Genomic DNA, 23,829 nt, shown 5'->3' with positions numbered 1-23,829 from the left:
TCTAAAAACTAACCGAGTTTTTAGAGATTCCCTTGATCCCTTTTCAAAGCATCCCGATGTCGGTAGCGGAGGATCAGGTCTACAAAATCCCGGTTTTCCATGGGCGGGTCCGTAAAATAAAAAAGATGGCTGTCGCAGCGGCAGTCTGACGAGCCGAAGCCGGGTATGCCCAGGCCGCCGATTTTTTCCAGGTCCCGGGCCAGGCCGCACTCAAGGTTACGGTAGGACATGATGGGCAGGGCTTTTATTTTGCCTGCCTGGGGGGTGAGGTAGTCCAGGTGCCAGTGTTTCTGTTTGTAATGATGGCGGAGATGGCGGTTTACCCGCTGGGAAAGGTTCTTTCGGGCGGAACCGGTGTAGACATACCAGCCGCTTTTAAATGCTATGGTCCCCAGGGCGCCGATTTCTATGGCCTGTTCCCGGGGCAGTTCCAGGAGTATCAGATAGTTGCCGCTGTTGCTGTCCGCCAGTTTACCATGGGAGAGGTCCACCGGAATGGCTGGGGAAACCAGTTTTGCCCGGCCCTGGGAGTCGCAGCGGATCAGGGCGGCATGGATGGCTACCGGGCCATCGCCAGCGGAAGCGTCCGCAAAGGGCAGCACTGCATGACCACAGCGGCTTAGGGCTGCAGCAAATTCAGGATCCGTGTGGAGGTTGGGGATGAAAACCCTAGGTTTACTGTGGGTAATGACAAAGAGGATATGGCAACAGTAACCCTGACTGGACAGTTCTGCCAGTTCTTCCAGGTGTTTCAGGGCACGGCCGCTGGGGGCATCGGGAAACATGGCGCTTTGGTACTCAATGAGGGAGCAGGCCTTGACTTCCACCAGGTGTTTCCGCTTTTTGTTGTCCAGGCAGAGGAAGTCGAAGCGGGAAGGGCCTAGGGTATACTCGGGATGTATTTCTGTAAGCCCGGGGATAATTTCCTTAAGGATGAGTTTTTCCGCCGCCCCGTTTGCTCGGGATGCAAAGAGGGGTACCACAGTATTCCTGTGGTAGAGACCTGCGGCGGTCCAGGCAGTTTTGGCTTTCAGGTTTTCCTCGTCCCGTTTTTCCAGGATGAGCCTGGTTCCGGGAAAAGCAAATTCCATGAGCCGCCCGGGGTTGGGGCAGTGGCAGACCAGTACTTCGCCCCCCGCCCCCTCTTCCGGCGGAGCAGCGATTATGAGAAAGCGGTTCGGCCGGCGGAGGAAAACCGCTTCCCGGTGATTGGTAAAGAGGGAATAGCTTTCACCCACGTTTTTTGGCGGTGAAGCCCTTGAAGATCACATCCCACTGGGTGGCCAGCATACCGCAGAACATCAGCACAAAACCTACCAGGGTCCAGGAGCCTAAGGGTTCTGCCAGGAGGAGAACCCCGCCGATAGCGGCAAAGACCCCTTCAAGGCAGAGAATGATTGAGGCGTGGGCCGGGGGGGCGTCTTTCTGGGCTACCACCTGGAGGGTATAGGCCACACCCACAGAAGCAAGGCCGCCATAGAGCAGGGGGATGATCCCGGCAATGATTGCATCCAGGGAAAGCTGCTCTTTCAGGAACAGTGCTACTGCGCAGGAAAGAATTCCGCAGCAGGCAAACTGCCCGGAGGAAAGCATGAGTGGGTCAATCTTCTGCACTAGGGCGTCGATGACCAGCACATGAAGGGCCCAGAACAGGGCGCTTACCGCAGTGATGATATCTCCGGGGTTAATGTTAGTGATATTCCCTGCAGCGCTGAGGAAGTAGAGCCCTGTCAGGGTGAAAACCGCCCCCACCCAGGTGGGGATACCGGTCTTTCTCCCTAGGAATATCCCGAAAATGGGAACCAGCACCACGTAGAGCCCGGTGATGAACCCCGAATGCCCGGCGCTGGTATAGATGATCCCCACCTGCTGCATGGATGCCGCGATAAAAAGGCAGAGCCCCGCCGCCAGGGAGGAGAGGACGAGCCGTTTCGCCGAGACAGGGGGCTTCGTTTCCCCATCCCGAGGGGGCTTCCGCCGCAAAAAGAAAATCAGCGGGAGGAGCGAAAGGCTCCCCAGGAGGAAGCGCACCCCGTTATAGGTAAAGGGCCCAAAGTATTCCATACCCGTACGCTGGGCCACAAAGGCAAACCCCCAAATACAGGAGGTTAAAAGCAAAAGAATATCCGCACGCAATGCCCGTTTGTTCATATCAAGAGTATAGTCGAAAAGATGAGAATTTGGGAAGATTCCATCAGAGGAAGAGGCTCATTGTCCAATTTTTTTGCATTTCAAAAAAATATTCACGATACTTTAAGCCATAACACCCGATATCTTAAAGGAATTTAAGGAGATTTTTATGTCCAGTGACGCAAAAGGAAAGGCTAATCCCGGCCCTCTGGGACTTTTGGGGTTTGGAATGACCACGGTGCTATTAAACCTGCACAACATGGATATTATTCAGTTGTCCATTGTAATAGTAGCAATGGGAATTGCCCTTGGTGGGCTTGCCCAAATTATCGCAGGTATATGCGAATTGCAATCGGGAAACACCTTTGGGGGTACGGCGTTTACCGCCTATGGTTTTTTCTGGTGGTCCCTGTGTATTATCTGGATTAAGCCCTTTGGCCTGGCGATAAAACCAGGCGACCATGTTTCGATGGGTTTTTACCTGCTCCTGTGGGGAATCTTTACTTTTTTCATGTTTTTGGGAACCCTAAAACATAATCGGGCAACCCAGCTTGTGTTTTCATCCTTAACGATTTTATTTTTCCTGCTTTCCGCCGGTGATTTTCTGGAAAACCACACCATCACAAAGCTTGCCGGTTTTGTAGGCCTTGTCTGCGGGCTTTCAGCGATTTATTCCGCCATGGCTCAACTGGTAAATGGAGAATTTGGCAAAAAGATTCTTCCACTCTGAAAGAAGGCGCCGGGCATGGCGCCTTCTTGGGCTACCCCTCCGCAGAAAACACATCGTAGGGATCTTCCCCCAGGCGGCGGTGCTGTATGGCTTCCAGGATGTGGACAGTTTTAATGAGTTCCTGCCCTTCCAGATCCGCAATGGTCCGGGCTACCCGGAGTGCCCCATGGTAGGCCCGGCCGGAAAGGGCCAGTTTTTCTGTGGCAGTATGGAAGGCTTTTTCTGCGCCTTCGCTCAGGACGCAGTACCGGTCTATCAGGGCCGGAGACATATTGGCGTTACGGCGAAGATTTACGTTTTTAAACCGTTCCCGCTGTATCTTCACCGCCCCAAGAACCCGTTTTGCAATAGCAGCGCTGCTCTCCTCCCGTTCACTGGCCATGCGTTCCAAGCCCGGGGACGCCACGGCTACCCGGAGTTCTACCCGGTCCAGGAGGGCGGCGCCGAATTTGCGCCAGTACCGGCGTATCTCATCGGAGCTGCAGAAACAGCCCTGGGCGCCGGGGATGGCGGCGAGATGCGGGTCCCTGGGGATATACGGTGCGTCTGGGTTGCCGGCTGTGATTCCCCCTGAGGGTGTACGCATACCCAGGCGGCCGCAGGGGCAGGGGTTGGCAGCCAGGATGAGCTGGAATTCTGCGGGAAGCCGCACCGGGCCGTCCGCACGGGAGATGGTTATCACCCGATCTTCCAGGGGTTCCCGCAGGGACTGAAGGACATTGGAGCGGAATTCAGGGGCCTCATCCAGAAAGAGCAGGCCGAAGTGGGCCAGGCTTATCTCTCCTGGGCGGACGGTTTTGCCGCCCCCCAGAATGCCTTCGGCGGAGGCGGAATGGTGGGGGGAGCGAAAGGGGGGCCTGGTGATAAGCCGGCCCTCGGTTTTTTCCATGATGCGCCCTGCCAGGCTGTGAAGTCGGGTCACTTCCACGGCTTCCTCCGCCGTGAGGGGGGCCATGATCGAGGGGAGGCGCCGGGCCAGCATGGTTTTACCTGCCCCAGGGGGACCGAAGACCAGGAGGTTGTGCCCCCCTGCAGCGGCTATCTCCAGGGCCCGCTTGTACCGGCCCTGGCCCCGGACTTCCGCAAAGTCCCCCCAGGCTGATTCGCCTGGGGCCGCCGTGCCGGAAGCCCCAGTATCCGATGCCGCTGTGGAAAGGGGCAGGGAGCCGGTTTCCCGGCGCAGGGCCAGGGCATGGGCCGCTTCGGTTAGGGTAGCGGCGGCGGCAAAGCGGCCTGAAACCAGGATGGCCGCCTCGGTTGCATTCCCTGTGGGGACCATAAATTCCCCAATACCCGCCTTAAGCCCTGCCGCAGCAGCTGCCAGGACCCCCCGGACCGGTCGAATGCGGCCGGAAAGTTCCAGCTCACCCATGACCAGCAGGGGCTTTTCATCCCAGGCGCTTTCCTGGGACAGGCCGGTATTGGGGATAAGCCCTGCAGCGGTCATCACCGCCAAAGCTATGGGCAGGTCCAGGGAAGCCCCGTCCTTCCGCACCCCCGCAGGGGCCAGGTTGATCAGGACCCGGTCCATGGGAAAGGTAAAACCGGAATTCCGGAAAGCCGCCCTGACCCGTTCCCGGGCCTCCCGTACCGCCCCCTCGGCAAGACCGGTGATATCGATCCCCGGTATGCCCCTGCGTATATCCGCCTCAACCCGGATAATAATTCCTTCAGCCCCAAAGGGCGCATAAGTATGAATCAACATTTCCCGCCTCCGTACCTTTTAGGGTATTGGGCTAAAAATTGCTTTAGCCATCATAAGTTGAGAATAGTTATACTCAAATGATTCTGCGTTGACCGAATGTATTTTTCCACTATACTATTAAGAAATGGAACGTTGTTTATCTGATTTTTTCACCGATGGTATTTCCTGGCAAGCGGAGTTATTGGAAAAAAATGGCCGGGAGGATCCTCTGATCACGGGGCTTGAATACGACTCCCGTAAGGTTAAGCCGGGGAACCTCTTTTTTGCCCTACCGGGACTGCATACCGACGGGCACCGGTTTATCCCCGATGCCATACAGAGGGGGGCGGCGGCGATTCTGTATCAGGATGAGTTGACCGAATTCCAGGATGGAGTCCTGTATCTGCGGGCGCGAAATTCCCGGGCTGCCATGTCCCCGGTGGCGTCTTCCTTCTATAATAACCCCTCCAAACAGTTAACTATTATCGGGGTAACCGGCACCGAGGGGAAAAGCACCACGGTTTACCTGATCTACCAGTTTCTGCTCCTGGCCGGAAAAAAAGCGGGGTTCGTTTCTACAGTACAGTACAGTGATGGTACCGGTGAGCTCTGGAACCCGGAGCATCAGACTACCCCGGAGGCTATCACCATACACAGGCTCCTGGCTGATATGGTCGCAAACGGCGCCGAATATGCGGTGATTGAGGCCAGTTCCCACGGCCTTTCCCCAAAGACCAACCGCCTGGGGGATGTGGCCTTTGATGTAAGCGTCATGACCAACGTGACCCATGAGCACCTGGAATTTCACGGCACCTGGGAGCAGTACCGGGATGACAAGGCCAATCTTTTCCGCACCCTGGACCACTACGATCATCTTAAAGGCGTCCATTTACAAAAAACCGAGGCGCTCCCCCCTTCTTTCGGAGTAGCCAATGCGGATGACCCCAGCGTCGGCTATTTCGCCTCCGCCACCCTGCATAAAACCTATACCTACAGTACCCGGGGCAAAGACGCGGACATTTCCCTGCGGAGCGTAGAAAGCGCCGTTAATGGCAACTGGTATGAGGCGTTGATCCGGGAAACCGGGGAAGTAGTGGATATCCGGGACCGTTTGCCCGGGGCTTTTAATGCCGGGAATGTCCTGGCAAGCCTCCTCGTCGTTTCAGGGCTCCTCTTTGTGCCGGTAAAAGACTTGATCCCACTGGTAACCAAGCTCAAACCGGTCCGAGGGCGTATGACAAAGGTTCAAAGAGGACAACCCTTTGAAGTGTTGGTGGACTATGCCCATACTCCCTCTTCTTTTGAAACGATTTTCCCTCCCTTACGGGAACGAATAGACAGAACCGGGGGTCGCATCATCAGCCTCTTCGGTTCCGCCGGGGAGCGGGACACCAAAAAGCGGCCTGAACAGGGCCGGATCGCCGCCGACTGGTCGGATTTAGTGTTCCTCACCGACGAGGATCCCCGGGGCGAGGTACCCCTGACCATCCTGGAGGAAATCGCCCTAGGCTGTCCTGAGGGTAAACGAGGCGAGAACCTCTTCCTCATTCCGGATCGAAGCCAGGCCATACGGAAGGCCTTTTCTCTGGCTGAGAGCGGGGACCTGGTCCTCCTCCTGGGGAAGGGTCACGAGAATTCGATTATATATGCGACAGAAACCATAGCCTACGACGAGATCGCCGAGGCAGAAAAGGCCCTGGGGGAAATGGGCTTTACCGGAACAAACTAAAAATATCCCGGTGTTCCGGTTCTGTGGATTTTGGACCAGGCAAATTATTATAATGGCTTACTTTACAAATACTGCGGTACCGCAGCCATCGCTTAAAGGAAAATAGGAAATGTTAAATTCTCTTGCGAATTTTTGTACCGCCGCTTTAGCGCCGCCGAAGCTTATATTGTTATAATCATGCACAAAAATATATCCACCGTGCTGCAATCGGGGGTAAAAGAACAAAAGCCCGTTATAAATCGGTTCATATAGATCCACATCAATACTGACAAACACAAATTTTTCTTCTACGTCTGTTATTGTTTCGGGGAAATAACCCTTTTTAACTATACAGCTTTCGGGGTATTTCATTTTATCCAATACCAAATCAACGCTTGAATTGTAGTAATCTTGTTTTTTTGCGGTGGAAAAACCATTTTCGATTTCTATTTTTACATCCCTGTGATCAAACCCTTCAAAGGTGTCAAATAAATACAGTTTTCTCTCAGGAAACAAGGTATTGATAAGCTGGGCGAATTCACCCCTGAATACCCCTAGTTCAGCAACACATCCCAGCAGCTTTTTTTCAAAAATTTCATAGGCCACAAGTTCCAGGGAGGAATTACGGACAAAGTCGTCTTTATAGACTAAGTTATTCCGTACCCTGCCCAAAATAATATTATTAACCAACCGATTAATTGCCGTCAAAACCAGCTTACCTATCATCTTCGCTCCTGTTGTAATAGCTGAGACTTCTCTAGTACGCTGCACGGTGACGGCACGTAGGACGGAGTATATACCTAATCCGCAAACAGGTCCATACCCTGGGTTACAAAAAGTCAACTTACGGAGAGGTTCATCAAAAAAACTTTCTAAAAGCGGGTTTTCCGTCGTTCCGCGAAGCCCGTGATATCCTGAAATTCCAGTTTTGCGCCGTCGTCCAGGATCACCTTGCCGGAAAAAGAGCCGCAAACCTGGCGGCGGGTAAGGGTGTGAAAGAACATGACGTTCCGGTCGGACCGTTCCTGGTGGGGAGTGAAGGTCATTTCGAGCCGTTTGTCGTTGCTGGTAAAACGCCAGGGCTCAAGCCAGTCCGTCGGGGGGATATGGAAGGTTACCTGATCCAGTTTGTGGAGCTTCCCCTCGGCAAAAAAGGCGTTTTCCGTACCCGGGCCGGAATCGGCGCTGCTGTATCCCACGTTAAAACCTATCTGCCGACCCCCGGACTTACCGCAGGCGGCGGCCCAAAGGCGGATGTCCCCACGGGGACGGACCCCCCGGTTCCAGTCAAAGATACCCCAAGCCTTGTCTTTGAGAAAGACCAACTCGGTGCTGCCGAACTGCATGACCCCTTCGGCTATGTACCAGGGGGAGCGCCGGGTATACCAGAAGGCGTTTTTTTCCCGCCGCCAGGGAGAGCAGGTCACCATAGATTCAGCTCCCGGAGGCGGGCTCAGTACCACTTCCCCCCTCAGGCGCCGATGGTGGCCGAAACGGGGGATGTCCACTTTGATGATCCGACTTCCCCCTTCCATGGCGGAAAAGTCGATGGCGAACTTTTTCCGCTGTATCCGGGCAGAACCGGTTTCACTGCTCGAAGGCAAATCGAAGATCCCCAAAGGGAAAGGAATGGTGAAAGGCTGGGTGGACCGTTTTTTATCCTTCAGGGAAACCACACTTATACTGATGTACCCCAGGCATCCGCCGTCCATCACGTCAAAGATCATGAGGTGGGTGGGGGAAAAGATGATGTACCGTTCCGATTCGGTGATGCGCCCGTAGGGGGGGTGAACTAAATCCTTGTTATAGAGGAAAAGAGGCGAGCGGGCCCAGCCGAAATTGACCGGCTTACCGGTTTCGTCCAGAATCGGCCGCTGAGTATCTGTTTCAATGGGCGCCATGTGAGATACTATACAATGAAGTGCCCCTGGGGGCAATGGTCCGGGGTGAAGGAGTTATTGATGGAAGGGAGTGCGGAAACAAGGCAGCCATTCAGGGGGATGAAGGCCCTGGTTATGGGGCTGGGCCTCCACGGGGGGGGGCTGGAATCCGCCCGCTACCTGGCGGACCACGGGGCGGAACTGACTGTAACGGATCTGCGGGATGAAACAGCTCTGTCCCCATCAATAGAAAAACTCAAGGCCGCCGGGATCACAGCCCGCTATGTCCTGGGCCGCCACGATATCAAGGATTTTGAACAGGCGGATCTGGTGATTAAAAACCCCGGTGTACGGCCGAATTCCCCCTACCTCCAAGCGGCCCGGCGCATTGAGACGGATATCTCCCTTTTCCTGGCTGCCTCCCCAGCCCGGCTTATCGCGGTTACCGGTTCCAAGGGCAAATCCAGCACTTCCTCGGCGATACACTGGGTGCTGGATAAGGCACGGGCCAAGGGCTTGCTTTCCGGGAAGGCCTACCTGGGAGGTAACATCACCCTTTCGCCCCTCACTTTTCTGGATGGGCTGAGGGCGGAGGATGATGTGGTGCTGGAGCTTTCTAGTTGGCAGTTGGGGGATCTGCGGGGAAAAATGAGCTCTGTCCCCAATCCGGGAAACAGGGCGCTGCTTAAACCCCGGGCGGCGGTGATTACATCCATCATGCCCGACCACCTGGACTGGTATGGCGCCATGGAAGCCTATGTAGCGGACAAACGGGTGATTTGTCAGGGCCAGGATGGGAGGGATGTCACTGTAGCCCCGGATGATTCCTGGGGACAGAGCTTCCTTGGGGAAACAAAGGGCCGCCACCTGGTTTACGGTATGAAGCCCCCGGATGGGGACAGAGCCGGCGGCTGGGTTGACGACGCCAGCGGCTGTGGCCTGGCCAGGCTGGGTTCAGGGGACATCGTCGAAGTCGTCCCGGCACAGCTCCTGACACCGGGGGTCCACCAGAAAAAGAACCTTCTCGCCGCAGCTCTGTCCCTCCTGGACCTGGGGCTGCCAGCGGATTTTATCCGGGAAAGCCTGGGGACTTTTCCGGGCATTGAACACCGGCTGGAATTTTTCCATGAGGCAAGGGGGATACGGTTCTACAACGACACCGCCGCCACCATCCCCGAAGCCGCCGCCGCCGCTTTGGAGGCTTTTGACCGGCCTGTGGTGCTGATCACCGGGGGCACCGACAAGAACCTGGACTTCAGTTGTCTGGCCAAGGCGGCGGTCAAGGCAAAAGCCCTGGTACTCCTGGCCGGAACCGGCAGCGAAAAGCTCCGGAGCCTTCTGGATCAGGCGGGCATCCCCTACCGGGGGCCCTTTGGTACCGTGGATGAGGCGGTCAAATCCGCCCTGGAGGCGGCTGAGGCGGGGGATGTGGTGGCGTTGTCCCCAGGCTGTGCTTCCTTTGGGATGTTTTTGAACGAATTTGACCGGGGCCGCCGCTGGAAAGAGGCGGCCCTGCGGCTTGCATAAGGAATAATAAGCTTGGATATTGAACTACTGTGGGAACGAGCCCGGATAATCCGGGAAGTACGTGCTTTTTTTGACAAACGGAACTATCTGGAAGCGGACACCCCCCTCCTGGCGCCGGACCTAATCCCCGAAACCTGCCTGGAAGTTTTCGAGACCGCCTACCTTGCCCCGGAAAACAGCAGGGTCAGGAAAACAAAACCCTACTGGCTCATCCCCTCCCCGGAAATCTGGATGAAGCGGCTCATCGCCCGACACCGGACCAGTCTGTACCAGATTTGCAAGTGTTTCAGAAACGGGGAATCCACCGGGCGGCTTCACAGCCCGGAATTCACCATGCTGGAATACTACACCATGGACGCCGGGTACGAGGATTCGCTCAGGATTACCGAGGAGCTTTTTGCAAGGCTCCTGGGGACGGAAACCGCTGAGGGACAGAGCCCTCTCCGCCCCCCCTTCCTGCACATCACCATGGAAGAAGCCTTTACCCGCTGGGCAGGCTTCAGCCTCTTCGAGGCCGCCGAAGGGGGGACCCTGGGCGCAGAGGCCCGGAAACTGGGTCTGGACCCGACCCCGGACCTGGACACGGCGGCGCTCTACGATCTGATTTTTATCCATGCCGTGGAACCCTCCCTGCCGAGGGACAGAGCTGTGGCGCTGATGGATTACCCCGCCTTTGTCCCCTGCCTGGCCCAAAAGCGGCCGGATGGCAAAACGGTGGAGCGCTGGGAGCTGTATGTACAGGGGATTGAACTGGCGAACTGCTATTCCGAGGAAACCGACCCTGAGGAGATTCGCCGATACTTTGAACGGGAAGGGGCGCTCAAGGCAAAGACCGCCCTGGTCCCCCATGCAAGCGACCGGGACTACTGGAAGCTCTTCCAGCCCAGAGAAGCCGCAGACCCATCCAAGGGCAACCCCTCCCAGCCCGGAGAAGCCGAAGGCTTCTCCAAGGGGAAAACCAAAGGTTTTCCCCCATGCTCCGGCGTGGCCCTGGGGCTGGATCGGCTGATCATGGCCCTCACCGGCAGATCAACCATCGACTCCGTTCTTCCCTTCCCCATGCAATAGCCTAGTTGCTAATCGATGGGCCGGGACTTCCCATCGGCGGCCCGCTCGTCCATGTGCCGGAGCCGCCGGGACAGGTCCCGGGACAGGTTCATCAGTATCAGGGCAAAGGCCTTTAGGTCCAGCTTGTAGATTTCCCGCAGGGCCCGGTTGGAAATTGACATAACCTTGGTCGGGGTAAGGGCCTTTATGGTTGCCACCGATGGCATCACATCAAGCACTTCCATTTCGCCAAAGGCATCGCCTTCCTTGAATTCCGACAGGATCAGGCTCTCCTTGACCACCGCCACCCGGCCCTCCAGGATAAACCGGATCCGGTCGTTAGGGGCGCCCTCGACAATGATGTCGCCCCCGGCCTCGTAGCTCTCCTGTTCCATCAGGGGAATGATCTGGTTGATCTGGTCCTCCAGAAGACCGCCGAACAGAGAATACTTCTGCAAGGATAAAGAATTGACCATGGGATACCTCCCTCACACATTGAACTTGAAAAACACCACGTCCCCGTCCCGGACGAGGTACTCCTTGCCCTCAATACGGTACTTCCCGGCTTCCTTGATCTTCGCCTCGGTGCCGTACTGGATGATATCGTCGTAGGAATACACCTCGGCTTTGATGAAGCCCTTCTCGAAGTCCGTGTGAATGACCCCGGCGGCCTTGGGCGCCGTGTCCCCGGCGTGAATGGTCCAGGCGCGGCACTCATCGGCGCCGGCGGTGAAGAAGGTCCGCAGGCCCAGGCGCCGGTACGCGGCATGGACCAGGGCGCCCAGGCCGGACTCGGCCAGGCCCAGCTCTTCCAGGAAGGCCAGCTTCTCTGCGAGGTCGTCGATGTCCGCCAGTTCCGCCTCGAATTTGCCGCAGATGACCACTGCCTCGGAGCCCTCGGCGGCGGCACGGCGCTGCACTGCCTCGATGTGGGCATTGCCGCCCTGGCCGGCGCCGAGGGCCCGCATGGTGGCTTCATCAACATTGCACACATAGAGCTGGGGTTTGGCGGTGATAAAGTGGCAGTCGTAGATCGCGGCCCGCTCATCATCACTCAAAACCGCAGCGCGGGCGCTCTTCCCCTGCTCCAGGAGGGGGCCTATCTTGTCCAGGGCGGCCAGCACCGTTTCGGCGCCCTTCTGCTCCGCCTTGCCCTGGGTCCGCAGGGCCCGGTCCGCCCGCTCCCGGCGCTTGGCTAGGGTCTCCAGGTCGGCCAGGGCCAGCTCGATGTTGATGACCTCCATGTCCGCGTCGCTATCGACCTTGTTGGCCACATGGACGATGTCGGGGTCGTCAAAGCAGCGGACCACCTGGGCGATGACCCCCACCTCCCGGATGTGGGACAGGAACTGGTTGCCCAGGCCCTCCCCCTTAGACGCACCCTGCACAAGGCCGGCGATGTCCACGAACTCCACGGCTGCGGGGATAGTTCGCGCGGGCTTAAAGAGCGCACTGAGCTGGGCAAGCCGCTGGTCCGGCACATCCACGATGCCCACGTTGGGGTTAATGGTGCAAAAGGGATAATTAGCCGCCTCCGCCGGGGCGGAGCTGAGGGCCGAAAAGATGGTGGACTTGCCCACGTTGGGGAGTCCCACAATGCCGCAGTTTAATGCCATACTTCTATTGTAGGGGGGACAGCGGCCAGGGTCAATGCGGCTCGGCGGTGCCGATCCACTTGGGAGTTTGCGGAGCAAACTCCATGCCGTTGTTTGGGGGATGGGGGACAGAGATCACCGATTATGAGGCAGCGTGTGTGGTTACATTTAGCGGGGTTTATGGCTAAAATGGGGTGGCCGGGGAGGCGGTCCCGGCCGGGGAGGAGGGTACATGATCAGGCGGGTGTTTGTTGAAAAAAGAGCAGGGTTTGACGGTGAGGCGCGGCGGCTGAGAGCGGAATTGGCGGATTTTCTGGGCGCCCAGTACCCTGAGCTGGCCCGGTTGCGTGATTTGCGTATACTCCAGCGTTACGATGTAGCTGGTTTGGAAGATGGGCAGTTCCGGGGGGCGGTGAACCTGGTCTTTTCCGAGCCCCAGTGCGATGAAGTGTACTATGGAGAGCTTCCGGCGGCGGGTTCCGGGGCAAATACCCAGGTCTTTGGGATTGAGTACCTGAGCGGGCAGTTTAACCAGCGTGCTGATTCGGCGGAGCAGTGTGTGGAATTGGCGGTAGGGCTGAGGCCGGTGGTGCGCAGCGCCCGTGTTTTCATCCTGGAAGGGGAAAGGGTGATTTCAAATGAAGCGCTAGAAGCGGTAAAACGATACCTCATCAACCCGGTAGATTCCCGTGAAGCTTCTATGGAATTGCCCCTGACCCTGGAGGAAAAAGGAGCCGAGCCGTCTGATGTTCCGGTGCTGGAGGGATTTTCCTCCGCCAATCCCCGGGAACTGGATGCCCTTGCCAAAGGTTACGGCCTTGCCATGTCTGCCGGGGACCTTCTTTTTTGCCGGGTCTATTTCAGCAGCATAGGCCGGGACCCCAGCCTGGCAGAACTGCGGGTTTTGGATACCTACTGGTCTGACCATTGCCGACATACTACCTTTACTACCGCTCTGGAGGATATTGCCATTGAGGAAGGGGGCGACCCCTCTTCGGTCCTTGCTTTGAAGCGAGCTCTGTCCCTCTACGAGGAAGCGCGGCAGGAAGTTTACGGTGAAGCTGCGGAGAAACGGAAACAGACCCTCATGGACCTGGCGACTATCGGGACCAAGGTCTTGAACAAACGAGGGCTCCTAACTGATCTGGATGAGTCAAAGGAGATCAACGCCTGTTCCATCAGGGTTCAGGCGGAATTTGCCGACGGTTCCTATGAACCCTGGCTGCTCCTCTTTAAGAACGAAACCCACAACCACCCCACAGAGATCGAGCCTTTCGGCGGGGCTGCAACCTGCCTAGGGGGCGCCATCCGGGACCCCCTTTCCGGGCGGGCCTACGTGCATCAGGCCATGCGGGTCTCAGGGGGCGGGGATCCCCGGCGGCCCCTGGGGGACACTTTGCCCGGGAAGCTGCCCCAGCTCAAGATAGCCCGGGAAGCTGCGGCGGGCTACTCATCCTACGGCAACCAGATAGGGCTGACCACCGGGCAGGTGTCGGAATTCTACCACCCGGGCTTTGTGGCCAAGCGCCTGGAACTAGGGGCGGTGATTGGGGCGGTCCCGGAAGCTTGGGTGCGCCGGGAGGAACCGGCGCCGGGGGACCTGGTGCTCCTGGTGGGGGGGAAGACCGGCCGGGACGGCATAGGGGGCGCCACCGGTTCTTCCAAGGCCCACACCGGGGAGTCCGTGGAGAGCGCCGGGGCGGAGGTGCAGAAGGGAAATGCGGTGGAGGAACGGAAACTCCAGCGCCTCTTCCGCAACAGCAAAGTTACCGCCCTGATCAAGCGCTGCAATGACTTTGGCGCCGGGGGCGTGGCAGTGGCGGTGGGGGAGCTTGCCGCCGGGCTGGACATCAACCTGGATAAGGTTCCGAAAAAATATGCCGGCCTGGATGGCATGGAGATCGCTATCTCAGAATCCCAGGAACGTATGGCGGTAGTGGTTGCCGCCGCTGACGCAGAAAAACTGATCCGTTACGCAGCAGCGGAAAACCTGGACGCCGTGATTATTGCCACGGTCAGCGCTTCTGATGAAGAGGACGCCGCCTTTTCCATTGAAGAAGCCGACCAGGGTCCCCGGCTCAGAATGAGCTGGCGGGGTAAGGCTGTCGTGGACCTGTCCCGGCGTTTCCTTAACTCCAATGGCGCCCCCAGATCCGCCAAGGCGCTTATGGATCTGCGCGGGGAACTCTGTTGCACGTTGCAGGGGAGCGGGGTGGATGTTCAGGGTAACGAGGCGGCAGTATTACTGAAAGCGGTGAGAGTAGAAGAGAAGGATACCGCAGTATTACTGAAGACTCTAGAACAGGAACTGGGGGCCCTCCGCAGCGGGAGCCGCCGGGGTCTCCAGGAACGGTTTGACGGGTCCATCGGGGCGGCTTCGGCGCTCTACCCCTGGGGTGGGGCGGAACAGGGAACCCCGGAGTGCGGCATGGCGGCTCTGCTCCCTTCCCTGGAAAAGGAAAGCCGCACGGTCAGCCTGATGAGCTTCGGCTACGACCCGGACCTGGCCCAACGCAGTCCCTACGAAGGAGCTAAGTCGGCTATTCGGGAGGCCCTGGCAAAGTACGCCTGTTTGGGGGGCAATCCTTGGGCCGCCCGGCTTTCCCTCCAGGAGTACTTTGAACGCATGGACAAACCCGCTTCCTGGGGCAAACCCCTGGCCGCTCTTCTGGGTGCCCTGGAAGCGGAACTGGCCCTGGGCATACCCGCCATCGGCGGCAAGGACTCCATGTCCGGCAGCTACCGGGACAGCGTCAACGGCATCGACCTGGCGGTCCCCCCCACCCTGGTCGCCTTTGCCGCCGGAACCGCTCCGGCTGCTGCGGTCCGTTCCGGGGCCTTAAGCGGCAGCCCGGCATCGGTAGTGATCCTCCTGTATCAAGCCGCCGAAGCCGGTGAGTGGGACGTTTTCAGGGCCAACATGGACGCCCTGGCCGCCCTGTCCGACAAAGGCCTGGTCCGGGCCGCCTATCCCGTGGGCTCAGGGGGGGGTGCCGCAGCCCTGGCGCTCATGGCCTTTGGAAACATGACCGGCCTTGAGGTTTACGAAGAAACACTATCACTGTTGCAGCCGGCCCAGCGGCCGGGATCGGTCCTTGTGGAGATAGACGGCGCGGCCCTTGAGGGCGGCGCAAACGGCGCAATGGTTCGGGCAATACTGGCGGGCACCGCAGCTACGGCTCCGGGCGGTGCTGCCAAAGCAGCTCCAGGGGTTTCCGGGGCCAAGCCCTGCTGGGCCATTGCAGCCCGGACCCTGGCTGAGCCGGTTTTCCGGGTAGCCCGCTGCGCCGCCGATCCTGCGGTGCAGCCGGGTGTCAGGTCCGGGGCTGCGGAATCGGCGGCGGACTTATCCGCAGAGGCGCCATTAGTAAAGCTGCGCCGTATCTACGAAGGCGTCCTGGCTAAGGTCTACCCCCAGACCTCTACGGGGGTCACAGCGGCGGAAGAGCCAATTGCTGTTGCCGGTTCCGTGCCTGCTGATGGCCTGGAAGCGCTTGTCCGCAGTGCCAGAACCGCCTCCGCTGCAGCGCCGGGCAGAAAAAATGCCGCCGGAACCGCCAAGCCTTTAGTGGTGCTGCCGGTTTTTCCCGGCACAAACTGCGAGTGGGATATGGAGCGGGCTTTCCGCAAAGCCGGAGCGAGAACCCGGCCGATTATATTTAGGAACCGGAACCGGGAAGATATCCTGGAATCCACACAAGAACTGGCGGCTGCCATCGCGGAGGCCCAAATAGTGGCCCTGTCCGGGGGCTTCAGCGCCGGGGATGAGCCTGATGGGTCGGGGAAGTTCATCGCCAATGTGTTCCGATCCCCCGCCATTGCGGAGGAGTTAACAAAACTGCTGGATGCCCGGGACGGCCTGGTCCTGGGTATCTGCAACGGCTTCCAGGCCCTGATCAAGCTGGGCCTGGTCCCCTACGGTGAGTACCGGGAAGCGGACCCCTCCATGCCTACCCTGAGCTTTAACCGCATAGGTCGCCACGTTTCCCGCATGGTCCGCACTAAAGTTGTCGCCAACCCATCGCCCTGGCTTGCCCTGGAGAATCCGGGAACCGTCCACATACTTCCGGTGAGCCACGGGGAGGGCCGCATTGTTATCAGGGAAGAGGAGGGCCGGGCCCTCTTTGCCGCAGGGCAGGTCCCCTTCTGTTACGCCGATCCCCAGGGCAAGCCCACCATGGCCGAGCCGGACAACCCCAACGGTTCCGACTTCGCCATCGAGGGCCTCACCAGCCCGGATGGCCGGGTCCTGGGGAAGATGGCCCACTCGGAACGCTGCGGGGAATACGTGCATATCAACATACCGGGGAACAAGCGCCAGCGGATCTTTGAGGCAGGTGTGGGGTATTTCGGGTAGGAATATGAAGCCAAAAAAGGCCCCAATCCATCAGGACGGGGCCAAATAATCCGGGTTAATTAGGGAAGTTCGTTTATGGGTTTAATCTTACTCGCATAGGCGCTCCAATTGCTTGCGCCCTGATATGCGTCCACACTTGCATCGGGGACATAAATAATAATTGAGCTTCGGTACATGGACCCATCCCATGCTGGAGGATTGACGGCTCTTACAATCAATGTGGTTAAAGCAGGCGGGTCATAATAAGAATAAAATATATTATATCCCATGCTATTCAGAGAATAGGGAAAATCAAACCGTGCAAGCAAATGACAACCGGAAAATGCGCCATCATTTATAATAGTTAATGAATTTGGAAGTTTTATTGACGTAAGCGCATGACAATCTATGAATATATATTTGCTTAAAACGGTTAGTGAAATACACATGGATAGATCTATTTCCTCAAGGGATGTACAATCTCCGAACGCTTGTTCTCCGATACTGGTAAGGGTATCAGGTAGGCTTATCGACTCAAGCAAACTACAGCCCTTAAAAGTCTCATTTCCGATACTGGTAAGGGTATTAGGCAGACTTATCGACTCAAGCAAACTACAGCCCTTAAAAGCCTCATTTCCGATACTAGTCAGGGAAGCGGGCAATATGATTGAAGTAATCTGACTGGAACGGAATACCGTTCCTATATCGGTAATCCCCGCAGGTATGGTAATATCCCCCCCTGTACGCGCCGCAATCAGGGTTACACCGTTTTTAATAAGTAATTTTCCATTCCCACCGGTACTGAATTGTCCGCTTCCGGTTATATGGAATGTTATATTATTACAGCCTTTGAATGCATCATCGCCGATAGTAGTCAGAGTATACGGCAAGTCTACAGAAGCAAGCGCAGTGCATCCGGAGAATGCGCTACTACTGATACTGGTTACCTGTGTGCCGGAAAGATTTATTGCGGCAAGCGAAGTGCATCCGTTGAATGCGTAACCGCTGATACTGGTTATCTGTGTGCCGGCGAGATCTATTGTGGTAAGCGAAGTACAGCTGTTGAATGCGTAACCACTGATACTGGTCAACTGTATGGAGGAAAGGTCTATCGCGGCCAGTGAAGTACAGCCTTGGAATGTGTATTCATCGATACTAGTCACCTGTGTACCGGAAAGGTTTACTGCGGTTATCGAAGCACAAGCAAAAAATGCTCCCTCGCCGATAGTGGTGAGCGAATCCGGCAGGCCTATCGAGGTAAGCGAAGAAAAGGCAAATGCATATCTACCGATAGTGGTGAGCGAATCCGGCAGGTCTATCGAGGTGAGGGAAGTACAACCGTTGAATGCATCGTCGCCGGAGAATGCGTAACCGCCGATACTGGTCAACTGTGTAGAGTAAAGGTCTATCGCGGCCAGTAAAGTACAACCGATGAAGGCCCCCTCACCGATAGTGGTGAGCGAATCCGGCAGGTCTATCGAGGTAAGAGAAGTACAACCTCTGAATGCGTAATCGCCGATAGCGTTCAGAGAATTTGGCATGTCTATCGAGGTAATCCCGCTTCCTTGGAATACCGTACCTATATCGGTAATACCTTCAGGTATCGTTATAGCGCCGGTCTTATCCGCCAACCATTCCAGTATTACCCCGTTGCATATAAGCACTTTCCCGGATTCCAGGGTACTCACATGAACGTTATTCCCGGTAGTCTGGAAGGTAATGCCATTACAGCCCCTAAAAGCCTCGTTGCCGATACTTACCAGAGAATCGGGGAAAATTATCGAAGTAAGGGAGCTATTGTTATAAAACGCATGATTTTTGATAGTGGTCAGGTGATCCGGCAGATCTACCGACTCAAGCGCAGTACAGTCCCTGAACATGTATTCGCCAATATTGGTGATCGTATCAGGCAGTATAAGTGAGACTATCTTGTCCTTATTCGGTCTGTACTCAATAGAGCTGTAAGGTATGTTGAAGCCGGTACAAGCACTCAGGTCTAGTCTGACATACTTACCGCTCAGGGCTTCAAAAAGCAGTCTTAAGGGGTCATAATCTTTATACAAATCCTGTTCCAGATTAATACCCTTCAATACGATGGTATAGGGATTGCTCGCCGTATTCACCGCCGCGCTGGCCAGGTAGTACATAAGGTCCGCAATGCTGCTAAACCCGGTAAAATCGTACTTCGTTCCCGCCGCCGCAGTCGTTAGGCCGCCGTAAATATGGATAACTTCGGTCCGTATGGTTTCCTTCCCATCCTTGGTGTATTTTATTTTAAGAAAATAATACCCTGCGTCCAGGGCGAATGAGCCGGAAGGGTTTGATGACAAAAGGCTTACTTCTTTAAGCGCCGTGCCTCCCGTTAATGGAAGTATCTGCAGAAAAGCTGCGCTAAATCCTGTGGGGAGGGTAACAGTATAGCTGAATATCCCCTGCTGTCCCGGCTGTACTCCTCCATTAATGTCAATGGATATCTGTTGAGCCGAGTAGGTAGACACATATATATTCGTTGCTTCCCCACGGGCCGCTTCATAATCCCCGTCGGTAATACCGCTTACGCCCTGTATATGTACATAACCTACCGCCGCAATAGTCCAGTAGCCCCCCGCAAGGTCCAGGCTATACCGCGCCCCATCCGTTATGGTAACCGGCGCCGTTGCGGTCTGCCCGTCCAGGGGGGTAAAAATCAGGTCATATTTACTGAATACCGGCGCATGGGGGAAAAGGGTCCGCCCTGCTTCGTCCGTTCCGGTCCCTTCCAGGGATATACTTACCCTGCCTGTGGCGGCTGTTTCCGGACTGATCCCGGGTTCCGGCTTTACCGGCGCGTCAAATAGATTGGAACATCCCGCAAAAATGATTGTTCCCAGCAGCCCTATAATAAGAACGGTTTTTCTAAAAGCTTGTCTTTTCATTTCCTTCCTCCTTTATGGTACTACCGCAAAGCTGATTTCCCGTGAATAGGGGACTACGCCCTGGTATGCAACTGCGGTAAGATGATAAACACCGGGTGTATTATAAACCGAAGCGGATAGTGTTATGCTTGAGCTTGTTTGGCCGCTGAGCTCTGCCCCGTCTATAATCCACTTGAAGCCCGAGTACGCCGAAGCATCCCCTACACTAAGGGTGATAGAATTATTATCACTTATATCCAACTTTAAATCGCCTGAGACGGTGATATCATTCGGCCCTTTGAAGCCGATTTGTACTGTCAAGACCCCCTGGCTTTCCCAATAGATAAGGCCATAGGTTCCGGGATTGTAATAGTCCCTCTTTTCGACTTTTATTTTGATATATCCTGATTTTTCGGCTTCAATAAGCTTGGGGTAGTTAAATCCTCCGTAAGACTCACTGGAAAATATACTTGTTCCGCCCTTCCATGAAGCGGAAACTTTTATATCCCCGGTTTTGGTTCCATTCCCATAAGAGCCGTCATTCCAAGACACTAAATAAGACTTTCCCTGCTGGGCGTAGAATTGGTATTCATGGGATGCCCCATCCGTAATGGTATTGTCATACCAAACATTGTCCTTCAAGGGTATTGCGTTGGTGCCGGGAATGCTGGATACGTTCTGCAAATCGTTCCAGGAAATTTCAGCTCCCCCATTAGTAAACTCTATGTCGTTTACCCCCTGTATCAGGCCGCTCCCGGTTGAACCAAAGACCAGAATTGAATAATAGCCGGTTCCGTTAAATGCCGTACCCCCGGTTATCGTATAAAGAGGCAGCGCAACAGAACCGCTGCTTCCGGTTACTGCTCCAATAGCAACGTAACTTGTTGGGATCGAAGTAGTAGCCGATGTAATTTCATCAACCGTAATATACACCGCAAAGGTTCCGGTCCCACTAGGTACATCGTTTATCGTCAGTATCCCGCCTTCGCCGCCCAGGTTGGAAAGATTCTGTAGATCAGCCCAGGAAATCGTCGCCGATCCATTGGCGAAGGTCCTGTTATTCACCGCCCGTACCAATGAACTTCCGGTTGAGCTAATGACCAGAATTGAGTAAGTGCCACTACTACTGAATGCCGAAGTTCCCCCGGATGTCGTATAAAGTGGTATGGTAACAGAACCACTGTTGCTGCCGGTCACTGCGCCAAGAGCCACGTAACTCGTCAGGATTGAAGTATAGTTTGATGATGATATTTCGCTTGTGGTAATATACACCGCAAAGGTTCCGGTCCCGGTGGGCACATCGTTGATAGTCAATGTGCCGTTTGTGCTGTTTTGGCTGGAAAGATCTTGTAGATTAGCCCAGGAAATCGTCGCCGATCCATTGGCGAAGGTCCTGTTATTCACCGCCCGTACCAATGAACTTCCGGTTGAGCTAATGACCAGAATTGAGTAAGTGCCACTATTACTGAATGCCGAAGTTCCCCCGGATGTCGTATAAAGTGGTATGGTAACAGAACCACTGTTGCTGCCGGTCACTGCGCCAAGAGCCACGTAACTCGTCAGGATTGAAGTATAGTTTGATGATGATATTTCGCTTGTGGTAATATACACCGCAAAGGTTCCGGTCCCGGTAGGTACATCGTTGATAGTCAATGTGCCGTTTGTGCTGTTTTGGCTGGAAAGATCCTGTAGATCAGCCCAGGAAATCGTCACCGATCCATTGGCGAAAGTTTTATTATTCACCGCCCGTACCAATGAACTTCCGGTTGAACTGATGACCAAAATTGAATATGTGCCATTGCCACTGAATGTTGTGGTTCCATCCGAAGTATAAAGGGGTATGGCAACAGAATCACTGCTGGTTTCGGTCACTGCGCCAAGGGCCACGTAACTCGTCAGGAGTGAAGTATAATCTGCTGATGTTATTTCGTCTGAGCTAATATACACCGCGAAGGTTTCTATTCCTCCGGGTATATCGTTAATAGTCAATATCCCGTTTCCAACTTGGGGAATAGGGCTTGGGAGGACCCATGAATTATTGCCCCCGCCGCCTGTTGGATTACTGCAAGCGGATAGAATCAAACCACAGGCTAAGGCCAGAACGGTTATTCCCCGGAATACATATTTTTTCATCAGAGTCCTCCATTATCAAAGAAATTAAAAAAGCCCCGGAATAGGCCGGGGTACAGAGATATAAGGAAGCCCGGTATGGGCGAAAACAAAAAAGAGAATTTTGGAAATTTGTATAAATAACGGGAATTTGATAGAGATCGTCTTTCCGGAAATGCCGATGGCAAACCGGTAATTCCTGGTAAACCTATCGGGGGGGGGGGGGGGGGGGGGCTAATTCATTATAATACAAGGAAATACAACGATTTAAAAGCACAAAAAGGATCCCTTTTCAAAAGCTAGTATAATCCAATTAATTTTAGCACCTTTTTTCCTTACGGTCAATAAAATATTTTAAAATCTCCGGCCCGCTTTGGCCTCTGGCCGCCTTGGGGTGCGCCCCTTGTTTCCCGCCCCATCCCCGTGTAAACTGATCCATCATGTTGGACTATCATTTTATTGCAGACAATCTCCCGGCGGTGAAAAAAAATATCACCGACCGCTATATGAAGGCCGATGCGGATGCGGTGGTCCGCCTTTTTAACCGCCGTACCGAGCTGGTCACGGCGCTCCAGTCCCTGCAGCAGCAGCGGAACGCCAACGCTGCTGCCATGAAGGGCAAGCTTGAACCGGACAAGCGGGCCGCTTTGATAGAAGAGGGGAAGAAGCTCAAGGACGACATTGCCGGGGAGGAGACCGAGCTGGGGTCGGTGGAAGCGGAGCTGGACACCGAAGGGCGGCGCATACCCAATATGGCCCATCCCCAGGCGCCAGTGGGCAAGGAAGACAAGGATAACCTGGAAGTGAAACGGGTGGGGGAGCCTACCAAGTTTGACTTTGAGCCTGTGGACCATGTGAAGCTGGGCCAGGACCTGGATATTATCGACTTTGATTCGGCCACCAAGGTTTCGGGGACCAAATTTTACTACCTTAAAAACGAAGGGGTGTTCCTGGAACTCGGCCTGGTGCGCTATGCCCTGGATATTTTGCAGAAACGGGGCTTTACCCCCTTCATCACCCCGGATATTGCCAAGGAGGAAATCCTGGAAGGCATAGGCTTCAACCCCCGGGGCGCGGAGTCCAATGTCTACACTGTGGAGGATGAGGGGACCTGCCTGGTGGGAACCGCAGAGATCACCCTGGGGGGCTACTACTCCAACGTGATCCTGCCCCGGGAAAAATTGCCCCTGCGCATGGCCGGGCTTTCCCACTGTTTTCGCCGGGAAGCGGGCGCCGCAGGGCAATTTTCCAAGGGACTTTACCGGGTACACCAGTTCACCAAACTTGAGATGTTCGTCTACTGCCTGCCCGAAGATTCGGACAGGCTCCATGAGGAGCTTCGTGCTGTTGAAGAAGAGATATTCGCAGGCCTGGAGATTCCCTTCCGGGTAGTGGATACCTGCACCGGCGACCTGGGCGCCCCGGCCTACCGCAAGTGGGACCTAGAAGCCTGGATGCCGGGTCGCAACAACGGCGAGTGGGGGGAGGTTACCTCCACCTCAAACTGTACCGACTACCAGGCCCGGCGGCTCAACATCAAATACAAGGACGATGACGGGAAAAACAAATTTGTCCACATGCTCAACGGCACTGCCATCGCGGTCTCCCGGGGGATCATCGCCATCTTGGAAAATTTTCAGCAGGCCGACGGCACAGTAAAGCTGCCAAAAGCCCTGGTTCCCTACTGCGGCTTTGAGGTGATTCAGAAAAAAGGCGGGGTATGATGGACGATTGTATTTTTTGTAAAATCATAAGCGGTGAAATCCCCAGCAAGAAGCTTTATGAGGATGATGAAATTCTGGCCTTCCACGATGTATCTCCCCAGGCGCCGGTTCACTTCCTCCTGATCCCTAAAAAGCACATCCGCAACATCATGGAACTGGGAAAGGACGATGTGGCCCTGACAGGCCGGATGATCAACAAGGCCCAGGAGCTGGCGGTCGGACAGGGCTGCGGCGAAAAGGGCGCCCGGTTCGTGATCAACTGCAAGTCCGACGGTGGGCAGACCGTGAACCACCTGCACATCCATGTCCTGGGCGGCCGGCCCCTGGACTGGCCTCCGGGGTGATGGCAGCGCCGAAAAGGCCATACATAAAACGGTGCTGACAAATACCCCGGTCAGCACTCCCAGGGCAAAGGGACACTGCGCTTCAAACCCATGTTTGCAGCGTTATTCATGGACATGATAT

16 protein-coding genes are annotated in these 23,829 nt (G+C 55.6%); 7 read left to right on the top strand and 9 right to left on the bottom strand.

Annotated features, from left to right (window positions below):
- Positions 1-20: 20 nt before the first annotated feature.
- Positions 21-1,238: a DNA/RNA nuclease SfsA gene (locus TREPR_RS14085; RefSeq protein WP_015709010.1), complete on the bottom strand. Its 1,218-nt coding sequence runs from the start codon at positions 1,236-1,238 to the stop codon at positions 21-23.
- The gene (locus TREPR_RS14080) at positions 1,231-2,151 is read right to left on the bottom strand and encodes a DMT family transporter (RefSeq protein ID WP_015709009.1); all 921 of its coding nucleotides are present in this window, start codon (positions 2,149-2,151) and stop codon (positions 1,231-1,233) included. The genes TREPR_RS14085 and TREPR_RS14080 overlap by 8 nt, the downstream gene beginning before the upstream one ends.
- 148 nt (positions 2,152-2,299) lie before the next feature.
- Here TREPR_RS14080 and TREPR_RS14075 point away from each other — a divergent pair, with 148 nt between their 5' ends.
- On the top strand, positions 2,300-2,860 hold the full coding sequence (locus TREPR_RS14075) for an acetate uptake transporter (protein WP_015709007.1): 561 nt from the start codon (positions 2,300-2,302) through the stop codon (positions 2,858-2,860).
- A gap of 31 nt (positions 2,861-2,891) precedes the next feature.
- Here the strand turns inward: TREPR_RS14075 and TREPR_RS14070 are convergent, their stop codons facing one another.
- Positions 2,892-4,565 carry a YifB family Mg chelatase-like AAA ATPase gene (locus tag TREPR_RS14070; protein WP_015709006.1) on the bottom strand — a complete coding sequence of 558 codons (1,674 nt, stop codon included), beginning with the start codon at positions 4,563-4,565 and terminating at the stop codon, positions 2,892-2,894.
- A 124-nt stretch (positions 4,566-4,689) separates the two neighbouring features.
- Between TREPR_RS14070 and TREPR_RS14065 the strand changes: the two genes are divergently transcribed.
- Positions 4,690-6,273 carry a UDP-N-acetylmuramoyl-L-alanyl-D-glutamate--2,6-diaminopimelate ligase gene (locus TREPR_RS14065; RefSeq protein WP_015709005.1) on the top strand — a complete coding sequence of 528 codons (1,584 nt, stop codon included), beginning with the start codon at positions 4,690-4,692 and terminating at the stop codon, positions 6,271-6,273.
- 57 nt (positions 6,274-6,330) lie between these two features.
- On the opposite strand, the gene TREPR_RS14060 is transcribed toward TREPR_RS14065, so the two are convergent.
- Together TREPR_RS14060 and TREPR_RS14055 are read right to left on the bottom strand one after the other, a co-directional pair.
- On the bottom strand, positions 6,331-7,095 hold the full coding sequence (locus tag TREPR_RS14060; protein WP_245534744.1) for a TylF/MycF/NovP-related O-methyltransferase: 765 nt from the start codon (positions 7,093-7,095) through the stop codon (positions 6,331-6,333).
- Positions 7,096-7,124: 29 nt separating this feature from the next.
- A complete protein-coding gene (locus tag TREPR_RS14055; RefSeq protein ID WP_015709003.1) occupies positions 7,125-8,153 on the bottom strand; it encodes a DUF2804 domain-containing protein in 1,029 nt (342 codons plus the stop codon).
- A gap of 60 nt (positions 8,154-8,213) precedes the next feature.
- Between TREPR_RS14055 and murD the strand changes: the two genes are divergently transcribed.
- On the top strand, positions 8,214-9,659 hold the full coding sequence (murD, locus tag TREPR_RS14050; RefSeq protein WP_015709002.1) for a UDP-N-acetylmuramoyl-L-alanine--D-glutamate ligase: 1,446 nt from the start codon (positions 8,214-8,216) through the stop codon (positions 9,657-9,659).
- Between the two features lie 12 nt (positions 9,660-9,671).
- Positions 9,672-10,727: an EF-P lysine aminoacylase GenX gene (locus tag TREPR_RS14045; protein ID WP_015709001.1), complete on the top strand. Its 1,056-nt coding sequence runs from the start codon at positions 9,672-9,674 to the stop codon at positions 10,725-10,727.
- An 8-nt stretch (positions 10,728-10,735) separates the two neighbouring features.
- Here TREPR_RS14045 and TREPR_RS14040 read toward each other — a convergent pair whose 3' ends face one another.
- Positions 10,736-11,182, bottom strand: coding sequence for a cyclic nucleotide-binding domain-containing protein (locus tag TREPR_RS14040; protein WP_015709000.1), 447 nt, complete (start codon positions 11,180-11,182; stop codon positions 10,736-10,738).
- Between the two features lie 12 nt (positions 11,183-11,194).
- Positions 11,195-12,322, bottom strand: coding sequence for a redox-regulated ATPase YchF (ychF, locus tag TREPR_RS14035; RefSeq protein ID WP_015708999.1), 1,128 nt, complete (start codon positions 12,320-12,322; stop codon positions 11,195-11,197).
- 211 nt (positions 12,323-12,533) lie between these two features.
- On the opposite strand from ychF, the gene TREPR_RS14030 reads away from it, so the two are divergent.
- On the top strand, positions 12,534-16,658 hold the full coding sequence (locus TREPR_RS14030) for a phosphoribosylformylglycinamidine synthase (RefSeq protein WP_015708998.1): 4,125 nt from the start codon (positions 12,534-12,536) through the stop codon (positions 16,656-16,658).
- A 59-nt stretch (positions 16,659-16,717) separates the two neighbouring features.
- Here TREPR_RS14030 and TREPR_RS14025 read toward each other — a convergent pair whose 3' ends face one another.
- Positions 16,718-19,552: a leucine-rich repeat domain-containing protein gene (locus tag TREPR_RS14025; RefSeq protein WP_015708997.1), complete on the bottom strand. Its 2,835-nt coding sequence runs from the start codon at positions 19,550-19,552 to the stop codon at positions 16,718-16,720.
- Positions 19,553-19,564: 12 nt separating this feature from the next.
- Positions 19,565-21,664: a beta strand repeat-containing protein gene (locus tag TREPR_RS14020; RefSeq protein WP_015708996.1), complete on the bottom strand. Its 2,100-nt coding sequence runs from the start codon at positions 21,662-21,664 to the stop codon at positions 19,565-19,567.
- Between the two features lie 416 nt (positions 21,665-22,080).
- Here TREPR_RS14020 and serS point away from each other — a divergent pair, with 416 nt between their 5' ends.
- Together serS and TREPR_RS14010 are read left to right on the top strand one after the other, a co-directional pair.
- Positions 22,081-23,364 (top strand): serine--tRNA ligase, encoded by a 1,284-nt coding sequence (gene serS / locus TREPR_RS14015; RefSeq protein WP_015708994.1) that lies wholly within the window; start codon positions 22,081-22,083, stop codon positions 23,362-23,364.
- The gene (locus TREPR_RS14010) at positions 23,361-23,708 is read left to right on the top strand and encodes a histidine triad nucleotide-binding protein (protein ID WP_245534743.1); all 348 of its coding nucleotides are present in this window, start codon (positions 23,361-23,363) and stop codon (positions 23,706-23,708) included. The genes serS and TREPR_RS14010 overlap by 4 nt, the downstream gene beginning before the upstream one ends.
- The last annotated feature ends 121 nt before the right edge of the window (positions 23,709-23,829 follow it).

The organism is Treponema primitia ZAS-2 (assembly GCF_000214375.1).
In the GTDB taxonomy this organism is placed as follows: domain Bacteria; phylum Spirochaetota; class Spirochaetia; order Treponematales; family Breznakiellaceae; genus Termitinema; species Termitinema primitia.
The sequence above is the reverse complement of the archived record's forward strand: the minus strand, read 5'-3'. Positions and strand labels throughout refer to the sequence as shown.